Annotated in this window: 17 protein-coding genes and 1 rRNA gene; all 18 read left to right on the plus strand. The window is 43.9% G+C overall.

Features of this window, described 5'->3' with window-relative positions; all coding sequences use genetic code 11:
- Window positions 1-244: 244 nt before the first annotated feature.
- Complete coding sequence (gene rplN, locus L1D51_RS18770) at window positions 245-613, plus strand: 50S ribosomal protein L14 (protein WP_010378257.1); 369 nt, start codon at window positions 245-247, stop codon at window positions 611-613.
- A 10-nt stretch (window positions 614-623) separates the two neighbouring features.
- On the plus strand, window positions 624-938 hold the full coding sequence (gene rplX / locus L1D51_RS18775; RefSeq protein ID WP_054554391.1) for a 50S ribosomal protein L24: 315 nt from the start codon (window positions 624-626) through the stop codon (window positions 936-938).
- A gap of 16 nt (window positions 939-954) precedes the next feature.
- Window positions 955-1,494, plus strand: coding sequence for a 50S ribosomal protein L5 (gene rplE, locus L1D51_RS18780; RefSeq protein WP_054554390.1), 540 nt, complete (start codon window positions 955-957; stop codon window positions 1,492-1,494).
- 10 nt (window positions 1,495-1,504) lie between these two features.
- Window positions 1,505-1,810 (plus strand): 30S ribosomal protein S14, encoded by a 306-nt coding sequence (gene rpsN / locus L1D51_RS18785; protein WP_054554389.1) that lies wholly within the window; start codon window positions 1,505-1,507, stop codon window positions 1,808-1,810.
- A gap of 21 nt (window positions 1,811-1,831) precedes the next feature.
- Window positions 1,832-2,224 (plus strand): 30S ribosomal protein S8, encoded by a 393-nt coding sequence (gene rpsH / locus L1D51_RS18790; RefSeq protein ID WP_054554388.1) that lies wholly within the window; start codon window positions 1,832-1,834, stop codon window positions 2,222-2,224.
- A 13-nt stretch (window positions 2,225-2,237) separates the two neighbouring features.
- On the plus strand, window positions 2,238-2,771 hold the full coding sequence (gene rplF / locus L1D51_RS18795) for a 50S ribosomal protein L6 (protein ID WP_054554387.1): 534 nt from the start codon (window positions 2,238-2,240) through the stop codon (window positions 2,769-2,771).
- Window positions 2,772-2,780: 9 nt separating this feature from the next.
- Window positions 2,781-3,131 (plus strand): 50S ribosomal protein L18, encoded by a 351-nt coding sequence (gene rplR, locus L1D51_RS18800; RefSeq protein ID WP_036974021.1) that lies wholly within the window; start codon window positions 2,781-2,783, stop codon window positions 3,129-3,131.
- Between the two features lie 9 nt (window positions 3,132-3,140).
- Window positions 3,141-3,647: a 30S ribosomal protein S5 gene (gene rpsE / locus L1D51_RS18805; RefSeq protein WP_036974018.1), complete on the plus strand. Its 507-nt coding sequence runs from the start codon at window positions 3,141-3,143 to the stop codon at window positions 3,645-3,647.
- A 3-nt stretch (window positions 3,648-3,650) separates the two neighbouring features.
- Window positions 3,651-3,833, plus strand: coding sequence for a 50S ribosomal protein L30 (rpmD, locus tag L1D51_RS18810; RefSeq protein WP_016710201.1), 183 nt, complete (start codon window positions 3,651-3,653; stop codon window positions 3,831-3,833).
- Window positions 3,834-3,837: 4 nt separating this feature from the next.
- On the plus strand, window positions 3,838-4,272 hold the full coding sequence (rplO, locus tag L1D51_RS18815; protein ID WP_054554386.1) for a 50S ribosomal protein L15: 435 nt from the start codon (window positions 3,838-3,840) through the stop codon (window positions 4,270-4,272).
- Window positions 4,273-4,282: 10 nt separating this feature from the next.
- Window positions 4,283-5,611, plus strand: a complete 1,329-nt coding sequence (gene secY, locus L1D51_RS18820) for a preprotein translocase subunit SecY (RefSeq protein ID WP_036974013.1) — start codon at window positions 4,283-4,285, stop codon at window positions 5,609-5,611.
- A gap of 22 nt (window positions 5,612-5,633) precedes the next feature.
- On the plus strand, window positions 5,634-5,747 hold the full coding sequence (gene rpmJ / locus L1D51_RS18825) for a 50S ribosomal protein L36 (RefSeq protein WP_002959476.1): 114 nt from the start codon (window positions 5,634-5,636) through the stop codon (window positions 5,745-5,747).
- Window positions 5,748-5,875: 128 nt separating this feature from the next.
- Window positions 5,876-6,232 carry a 30S ribosomal protein S13 gene (gene rpsM, locus L1D51_RS18830; RefSeq protein WP_054562818.1) on the plus strand — a complete coding sequence of 119 codons (357 nt, stop codon included), beginning with the start codon at window positions 5,876-5,878 and terminating at the stop codon, window positions 6,230-6,232.
- A gap of 13 nt (window positions 6,233-6,245) precedes the next feature.
- Window positions 6,246-6,632, plus strand: coding sequence for a 30S ribosomal protein S11 (rpsK, locus tag L1D51_RS18835; RefSeq protein ID WP_036974009.1), 387 nt, complete (start codon window positions 6,246-6,248; stop codon window positions 6,630-6,632).
- A gap of 21 nt (window positions 6,633-6,653) precedes the next feature.
- Window positions 6,654-7,274 (plus strand): 30S ribosomal protein S4, encoded by a 621-nt coding sequence (gene rpsD, locus L1D51_RS18840; RefSeq protein WP_036974007.1) that lies wholly within the window; start codon window positions 6,654-6,656, stop codon window positions 7,272-7,274.
- Window positions 7,275-7,298: 24 nt separating this feature from the next.
- Window positions 7,299-8,285: a DNA-directed RNA polymerase subunit alpha gene (locus tag L1D51_RS18845; protein ID WP_004589198.1), complete on the plus strand. Its 987-nt coding sequence runs from the start codon at window positions 7,299-7,301 to the stop codon at window positions 8,283-8,285.
- Window positions 8,286-8,324: 39 nt separating this feature from the next.
- On the plus strand, window positions 8,325-8,726 hold the full coding sequence (gene rplQ / locus L1D51_RS18850) for a 50S ribosomal protein L17 (protein ID WP_004589197.1): 402 nt from the start codon (window positions 8,325-8,327) through the stop codon (window positions 8,724-8,726).
- A gap of 775 nt (window positions 8,727-9,501) precedes the next feature.
- A 16S ribosomal RNA gene (locus L1D51_RS18855) occupies window positions 9,502-9,739 on the plus strand; the annotation flags it as partial.

Genomic DNA, 9,739 nt, shown 5'->3' on the forward strand with positions numbered 1-9,739 from the left:
CATTTGCGCCCTGTTTGTTTTATAATCAATAACAAACCAGCAAGCTGCTGTAATTCCTCAATGCAGGCATTGCGATTAATTCCAAATTAATTAAAAAATAACCTACCACTTCCTTGCCATTGCTGCTACAATTGCCCGCCCTTAAGAGACAACTTGCTTGTTTTTTGAGTGGAATTTAACCGAAATGTCTTGATTTTAAACAAAATTAAGGCGTGTTGTAATTTCTACACCGGAGGTCATTAACATGATCCAAATGCAAACTCAGCTGGACGTTGCTGATAACAGCGGCGCTCGCAAAGTGCAGTGTATTAAAGTCCTTGGCGGTTCGCACCGTCGCTATGCAGCGGTTGGCGATATCATCAAAGTTTCTGTAAAAGAAGCTATTCCTCGCGGTAAAGTGAAGAAAGGTGATGTTAAAAACGCGGTAGTTGTGCGTACTAAAAAAGGCGTTCGTCGTCCGGACGGTTCTTTGATCCGTTTCGATAGCAATGCGGCTGTTATCTTAAACGATAACTTACAGCCAATTGGTACTCGTATCTTCGGCCCTGTGACTCGTGAACTTCGTACTGAAAAGTTCATGAAAATCGTTTCACTAGCACCAGAAGTACTATAAGGAGTCTATCATGGCAGCAAAAATCCGTCGTGATGACGAAGTAATCGTACTAGCAGGCAAAGACAAAGGTAAGCGCGGTAAAGTGCTTTCAGTTGTTGCTGAATCTGGTCGAGTATTTGTCGAAGGCATCAACTTAATCAAGAAGCACCAAAAGCCTGTTCCTCAGTTGAACCAAGCTGGCGGTATTGTTGAGAAAGAAGCGTCTATCGACGTATCAAACGTTGCGATCTACAACTCGGAAACGGGTAAAGCAGATCGTGTAGGTTTCAAGATTGAAGATGGTAAGAAATTACGTATCTTTAAATCTACTGGTAAAACTATCTAATAGTTGGAGTAGAATGATGGCGAAACTGCATGAAGTATATAAAGACAAAGTAGTTGCTGAGCTTCAAGAGAAGTTTGGTTTCAGCTCTGTCATGCAAGTCCCTCAGATCGAAAAGATCACATTAAACATGGGTGTGGGCGAAGCTCTAGCTGACAAGAAGATCCTAGATAACGCTGTTGCGGATCTAGAAGCAATCTCTGGTCAGAAACCTCTAATCACTAAAGCACGCAAATCAGTTGCAGGCTTCAAAGTGCGTGAAGGTTACCCAATTGGTTGTAAAGTAACCCTACGTGGCGAGCGTATGTGGGACTTTTTTGAGCGTTTGGTTTCAATCGCTATCCCACGTATCCGTGACTTCCGTGGTGTAAGTGCTAAGTCTTTTGATGGACGTGGTAACTACAGCATGGGCGTACGTGAGCAAATCATCTTCCCAGAAATCGATTATGATAAAGTAGACCGTGTTCGCGGTATGGATATCACAATCACTACTTCTGCGAAAACAGATGATGAAGGCCGTGCGTTGTTAGAAGCGTTTAACTTCCCATTCAAGAAATAAGGGTAGGGTTATGGCAAAGAATTCTATGAAAGCGCGCGAAGCAAAGCGTGCGAAATTAGTTGCTCAGTTCGCTGAAAAGCGTGCGGCACTAAAAGCTATCATCAGTGATGTTAATACATCTGACGATGATCGTTGGGACGCGGTATTAAAGCTACAAGCTTTACCACGTGATTCTAGCTCTTCACGTCAACGTAATCGTTGTAACGTTACGGGCCGCCCACATGGTTACCTTCGCAAATTCGGCATGAGCCGTATTAAAGTTCGCGAAGCAGCTATGCGCGGTGAAATTCCTGGCCTTAAAAAGGCTAGCTGGTAATAGTATCACGGGAGTAAGACTATGAGCTTGCAAGATCCTATTGCGGATTTGTTTACACGTATCCGTAACGGTCAGTCAGCGAAGAAAGTATCAGTAACGATGCCAACTTCAAAACTGAAAGTAGCAGTAGCTAAAGTATTAAAAGATGAAGGTTATATCGCAGATTACGCTGTAAGCGGTGAAGCGAAGCCTGAGCTTTCTATCGATTTAAAATATTTCGAAGGCAAAGCTGTTATTGAAAACATCCAGCGTGTTAGCCGCCCTGGTCTACGTATCTATAAGAAACGTGACGAATTACCAAAGGTAATGGGTGGTCTTGGTATCGCTATCGTATCAACTTCTAAAGGCCTAATGACAGACCGCGCAGCACGTAGTGCCGGCGTTGGTGGTGAGATCATTGGCTTTGTAGCTTAATCGGAGGGGAACTATGTCTCGCATAGCAAAGGCACCAATCAATGTTCCTGCCGGTGTAGAAGTTACATTAAAAGGCCAGGACATCACAGTTAAAGGCAAAAACGGTGAATTAACTCGTACTATCAACGACGCTGTTGAAGTACAAGTTAACGACAACGTTATTACAACTTTACCTCGTGAAGGCGTAGCTAATGCATGGGCACAAGCAGGTACTGCTCGCGCTCTAATCAACAACATGGTTGTTGGTACGCATGAAGGTTACGAGAAGAAACTTCAGTTAGTAGGTGTTGGTTACCGTGCAGCAGCTAAGGGCAAAGTATTAGACTTAACTCTTGGTTTCTCACACCCAGTGAATTTCGAAGTACCAGAAGGTATTACGATTGAAACACCAAGCCAAACAGAAGTTCTAGTTAAGGGCGTAGACAAGCAGTTAGTTGGTCAAACAGCTGCTAACATCCGTGCATACCGTAAACCTGAGCCTTATAAAGGTAAAGGTGTTCGTTACGCGGACGAGAATGTACGCCGTAAAGAGGCTAAGAAGAAGTAAGGTAAGACGATGGATAAAAAAACAGCTCGTCTACGTCGTGCTAAACGCACTCGTAGAAATTATATTGAACAAGGCACAACGCGTCTTGTTATCCACCGCACGCCACGTCACATTTACGCTCAAGTAGTTACTGCTGAGGGTACTGTACTGGCTGCTGCTTCTACTGTTGAAAAAGCAATTAGCGAAACAGTTAAAGGCACAGGTAACGTTGCAGCTGCTCAAGCAGTTGGTAAAGCGGTTGCTGAACGTGCAGCTGACAAAGGCATCGAAAAGATTGCTTTTGATCGCAGTGGCTTTAAATATCACGGCCGTGTGAAGGCGCTTGCTGATGCAGCGCGTGAAGCCGGTCTGCAATTCTAGGAGTAGACAATGGCTAACGTAGAAGCAAAGCAACAACAGCCTGATTTGGCTGAAAAGCTAATCGCGGTAAACCGTGTGTCTAAAGTGGTTAAAGGTGGTCGTATCTTTAGCTTCACTGCACTAACAGTAGTTGGTGACGGCGCAGGTAAAGTAGGTTTTGGTTATGGTAAAGCACGTGAAGTTCCAGCTGCTATTCAAAAAGCAATGGAAAAAGCACGTCGCAACATGATCAGTGTAGACCTTAACGGTAACACGCTACAGCACCCAATCAAGGGTCGCCACGCGGGTTCTAAAGTATACATGCAGCCTGCTTCTGAAGGTACAGGTATCATCGCCGGTGGTGCGATGCGTGCAGTACTAGAAGTAACTGGTGTACAGAACGTATTGTCAAAAGCATACGGTTCAACTAACCCGATCAACATCGTTCGTGCAACGATTGCTGCTCTAGAGAACATGAACTCTCCAGAGTCAATCGCTGCTAAACGTGGTCTTAGCGTTGACGAAATCACGGGGTAAACCATGGCTAATAAAACTGTAAAAGTAACACAAGTAAAGAGCTCTATCGGTCGTTTACCGAAGCATAAAGCTACATTACGCGGTCTTGGTCTACGTCGTATCAATCACACTGTTGAGTTAGAAGACACAGCATGTGTGCGTGGTATGATTAACCAAGTTTCTTACATGGTAAAGGTTGAGGGTTAATTCGATGCATTTGAATACACTTTCACCTGCTGCTGGTGCAAAAACTGAAAAGAAACGTCTAGGTCGTGGTATTGGTTCTGGTCTTGGTAAGACTGGTGGCCGTGGTCATAAAGGCCAAAAATCACGTTCTGGCGGTAAAGTTCGCGTTGGTTTCGAAGGCGGTCAAATGCCTATGCAACGTCGTCTACCTAAATTTGGTTTCACTTCACGTAAATCATTAGTATCTACTGAAGTTAACCTTTTTGAAATCGCTAAAGTTGAAGGCGATGTAGTAGACGTAAACGCGTTACAAGCAGCTGGTCTAGTTAAAAAGAACATCCAGTTCGTTAAAGTAGTTAAATCTGGCGAAGTTTCACGCGCAGTTACCGTTAAAGGTCTTAAAGTGACTAAAGGTGCTCGCGAAGCTATCGAAGCTGCCGGAGGCAAGGTAGAAGACTAAGGAAGTACTAATGGCTAAACCAGGTCAAGATATGAAAAGTGCACAAAGTGGGCTTTCGGAATTGAAGCGTCGATTACTATTTGTATTAGGTGCTATCATTATTTACCGTCTAGGTTCATTCGTGCCGATCCCTGGGATTGACGCCGCTGTACTTGCCGATTTCTTCGAGCAACAAAAGGGCACCATTGTTGAAATGTTTAACATGTTCAGCGGTGGTGCGCTTGAGCGAGCTTCAGTGTTAGCACTGGGTATTATGCCGTATATCTCGGCTTCGATCATTACGCAACTATTAACGCATATGTATCCGCCGTTTATAGAGCTTAAGAAAGAAGGTGAGCAAGGGCGTAAGAAAATTAGCCAGTACACACGCTACGGCACGCTTGTGCTTGCTACAATCCAATCAATCGGTATTGCTACCAGCTTACCGGGCATGATGGACGGGTTAGTTGTTAACCCAGGCATCGGTTTCTACTTCACTGCTGTAGTGAGTTTAGTAACTGGTACTATGTTCCTAATGTGGTTGGGCGAACAAATTACAGAACGTGGTATCGGTAACGGTATCTCAGTTCTGATTTTTGTTGGTATCGTAGCTAACCTGCCGTCTGCTATTGGTTCGACAGCCGAAATGGCGCGCCAAGGTGATCTGAATGTACTTGTACTGTTATTGATTGCTGTAATCGTATTCGCTGTTACTTACCTAGTTGTATTCTTTGAACGTGGTCAACGTCGTATCGTCGTTAACTATGCAAAGCGTCAACAAGGTCGTCAGGTATTTGCTGCTCAAAGCACGCACTTACCACTGAAAGTAAACATGGCGGGTGTTATTCCACCAATCTTTGCTAGCAGTATAATTCTGTTCCCTGGTACAATTGCAAGCTGGTTCGGCCAGGGTGAAGGTCCGGTCGCTGATGTGCTACAAGCAATCGCTACAACGTTGACTCCAGGTCAACCTTTATATGCGATGGTTTTAGCTGCGGCTATTATCTTCTTCTGCTTTTTCTACACCGCGTTGGTATTTAACCCGCGTGAAACAGCAGATAACCTGAAAAAATCTGGCGCATTTATCCCAGGTATTCGTCCAGGTGAGCAGACATCTAAATACATTGATAAAGTGATGACACGCCTGACATTGGCAGGTGCTTTGTATATAACCTTTATCTGTCTGGTGCCCGAATTCATGACTATGGCATGGCAAACGCCATTCTATTTCGGCGGTACATCAATTTTGATTATCGTTGTTGTAATCATGGACTTTATGGCACAAGTACAGACGCATCTGATGTCACATCAGTATGATTCTGTGCTGAAAAAAGCAAACCTTAAAGGCTACGGTCGATAAGGTCATTTTACGGAGTTGAGCAATGAAAGTACGTGCTTCCGTTAAGAAAATATGCCGTAACTGTAAAGTTATTAAACGTGCTGGTGTAGTACGCGTAATTTGCAGTGAGCCTAAGCACAAGCAAAGGCAAGGCTAATTAAACAGTCGTGCAGGCTGAGTTATTTACTCGGCCTGTGTTTTTAGTTGTGATTTGGTCTTCGTTTGAGTATCCTTACGGGCTTTTCAAACAGATGATTACCAAATTCAAATATAGGAGATGTGTTAGTGGCCCGTATCGCTGGCATTAACGTCCCTGATCATAAACATGCAGTTATCGGTTTAACTGCTATTTATGGCATAGGTAAGACTCGCTCTAAGGAAATCTTAGCAGCGACTGGTATCGCCGAGACCACAAAAATCGGTGAACTTTCAGACGAAACACTTGACGTATTGCGTGAAGCAGTTGGCAAGTACACTGTAGAAGGTGACCTTCGTCGTGAAGTTACATTAAATATCAAGCGCCTTATGGACCTTGGTTGTTTCCGTGGCCTACGTCACCGTCGTTCGTTACCACTACGTGGTCAACGTACTAAGACTAACGCGCGTACTCGTAAGGGTCCTCGCAAGCCTATCAAGAAATAAGGTGGGGTAGATTATGGCTAAAGCACCAATTCGTCGTAAGAAGGTTAAAAAGCAAGTTGCTGATGGTATGGCTCACGTTCATGCTTCTTTCAACAACACTATTGTAACAATTACCGACCGTCAAGGTAATGCACTATCTTGGGCAACAGCAGGTGGTTCAGGTTTCCGTGGTTCACGTAAATCTACTCCATTCGCGGCTCAGGTTGCTGCAGAGCGTGCAGGTACTGCTGCTCAAGAATACGGTTTAAAAAATCTAGAAGTTTTCATCAAAGGTCCAGGTCCAGGTCGTGAATCTGCTGTACGTGCTTTGAATGCTGCTGGTTACCGTATCACCAACATCACTGACGTGACGCCAATCCCTCATAATGGTTGTCGTCCACCGAAGAAACGTCGCGTTTAACAATAGGTTAGGAGAAATAACATGGCAAGATATTTGGGCCCTAAGCTCAAGCTGAGTCGTCGTGAAGGTACTGACCTGTTCCTTAAGAGCGGCGTAAGAGCTATCGACTCTAAGTGTAAACTTGAGACTGCACCTGGTCAGCACGGCGCTCGTAAAGGTCGCTTATCTGATTACGGTTTACAGCTACGTGAAAAGCAAAAAGTACGTCGTATCTACGGTGTATTAGAAAAGCAATTCCGTAACTACTACAAAGAAGCTGCTCGCCTTAAAGGTAATACAGGTGAAAACTTGTTACAGCTTTTAGAGCAACGTTTAGACAATGTTGTATATCGCATGGGTTTTGCTAGCACACGCGCTGAAGCACGTCAGTTAGTAAGCCACAAAGCGATTTTAGTTAATGGTCGTGTTGTGAACATTCCTTCATACGTAATTACTCCAGAAGATACTGTTGTAATTCGTGAGAAGTCAAAAACACAAGCACGTATCATCGCTGCTCTAGAGTTGGCTGAGCAACGTGAAAAGCCGACTTGGGTTGAAGTTGACGGTAAGAAAATGGAAGGTAGCTTCAAGCGCCTACCTGAGCGTTCAGATCTGTCTGCGGACATTAACGAACAACTAATCGTCGAACTTTACTCTAAGTAAAGTTAAGAGTTAAGAGAGGATAAAATGCAGGGTTCTGTTACCGAATTCCTAAAACCAAGGTTAGTCGATATCGACGCTATCAACCCAACGCGTTCTAAAGTAGTTTTAGAACCATTAGAGCGTGGCTTCGGTCACACTTTGGGTAATGCCTTACGCCGTATACTGTTATCATCTATGCCTGGATGTGCAGTAACTGAAGTAGAAATCGACGGTGTATTGCATGAGTACAGCGCGAAAGAGGGCGTACAAGAAGACATCATTGAAATTCTGTTAAACCTTAAAGGTCTAGCAGTAACTTTAGAAGGCAAAGATGAAGTTTTTCTGACCCTGACTAAATCTGGTGTAGGCCCTGTGACTGCGGCTGATATTCAGCACGATGGTGATGTAACTATCGCCAACCCAGATCACGTTATCTGTCACCTTACGACAGATAGCAGCGAGATCAGCATGCGTATTCGTGTTGAGCGCGGTCGCGGTTATGTGCCGGCATCTAGTCGTTTATCCTCTGATGACGATGAGCGTCCAATTGGTCGTCTGCTGCTTGATGCATCATTCAGCCCAGTTGAACGTATTGCGTACTCGGTTGAATCAGCCCGTGTTGAGCAACGTACAGACTTAGACAAGTTAATCATTGATATGGAAACAAACGGCACTTTAGATCCTGAAGAAGCGATCCGCCGTGCGTCTACTATCTTAGCTGAGCAATTAGATGCATTCGTAGATTTACGTGATGTAACTGAGCCAGAAGAGAAAGAAGAGAAGCCAGAATTCGATCCTATTCTGCTTCGTCCAGTTGATGATCTTGAGCTAACAGTACGTTCAGCAAACTGTTTGAAAGCCGAGCAAATTCAATATATCGGTGATTTAGTTCAGCGCACTGAAGTTGAGCTTCTTAAAACGCCTAACTTAGGTAAGAAGTCTCTAACTGAAATTAAAGACGTGCTAGCTTCACGTGGTCTTTCTCTAGGTATGCGCCTAGAAAATTGGCCGCCTGCAAGCCTAGCTGAATAATCTAAATCACTATATTAGTTTAGTTAGAAGGATAGGGTCATGCGCCATCGTAAGAGTGGTCGTCAATTAAACCGTAACAGCAGCCATCGCAAAGCGATGTTCAGCAACATGGCTGGTTCTTTGGTGAAACATGAAATCATCAAAACAACTTTGCCTAAAGCTAAAGAGTTGCGCCGTGTAATTGAACCTTTAATCACACTGGCTAAGACTGACAGTGTAGCAAACCGCCGTTTAGCGTTTGCTCGCACGCGTGATAATGAAGTAGTTGGTAAATTATTCAGCGAAATCGGTCCACGTAATACAGACCGTCCTGGTGGTTACACTCGTATTCTTAAGTGTGGCTTCCGTGCTGGTGATAATGCACCAATGGCTTATATTGAACTAGTTGGTCGCCCAGCGACAAACGAAGAAGTTCAAGAAGACGCGCAGTCTGCAGAGTAAGTCGTAAAGACACCAAAAAGCCGAGCTTATGCTCGGCTTTTTACTTTCTAAAATTCACTACTAAACTTCACTACTAATAAAACAGCTCTATCAACCCCAAACAGTACCATACAATCTTGAAGCACCTAGCACCTAGCACCTAGCACCTAGCACCTAGCACCTAGCAATTAAGATCACATATAAAGATCAATTCGCGTTCCTTAATAGTTAAATCACCTTCTATAAAACTTAATAACAAGCATATTTATAAAATACACTGCCTAAATAGCCATAATGTGAGTGGTTTAGTGTTATTTTCACCCGTTTCGTTCGTATTTTGCGCGAACAGTCATTTTTTTCATAAAAACTTAAAAAAACAGTTGATCTCAATTTGGATCTCCCTATAATGCGCATCCACCGACACGGCGGACTGCTTACAAAAAAGCAAAACGACGAGTTGGTTGAGTCAAGTAAGACTGAGTTTTGAAAAAATAAACTTTTCTCAAAATTAAGTGTTGACAAAAATAACGGCTTGCGTAGAATGCACAGCCCTTGAGACGCAAAAGTATCTCAAACGTTCTTTAACAATATAAAGCAATCATCTGTGTGGGCACTCGTACAGRTTGAGTTCTAACAGCAGATTCTAGTTCGCTAGATGACGCAAACAAATTTAGAGTCTCAATTGAACTGAGTGACCAACGGAAACAAGTTTACTTGTTTCAGCACAGTCAATTCGATTCGAAAGAATCAAAATTCAGAATTCATTGAGCACGAAACTTCGGTTTCAAAAAACTTTTAATTGAAGAGTTTGATCATGGCTCAGATTGAACGCTGGCGGCAGGCCTAACACATGCAAGTCGAGCGGTAACAGAGAGTAGCTTGCTACTCTGCTGACGAGCGGCGGACGGGTGAGTAATGCTTGGGAATATGCCTTATGGTGGGGGACAACAGTTGGAAACGACTGCTAATACCGCATGATGTCTACGGACCAAAGTGGGGGACCTTCGGGCCTCACGCCATAAGATTAGCCCAAG

This window comes from Pseudoalteromonas shioyasakiensis (genome assembly GCF_022398475.1).
Taxonomy (GTDB): domain Bacteria; phylum Pseudomonadota; class Gammaproteobacteria; order Enterobacterales; family Alteromonadaceae; genus Pseudoalteromonas.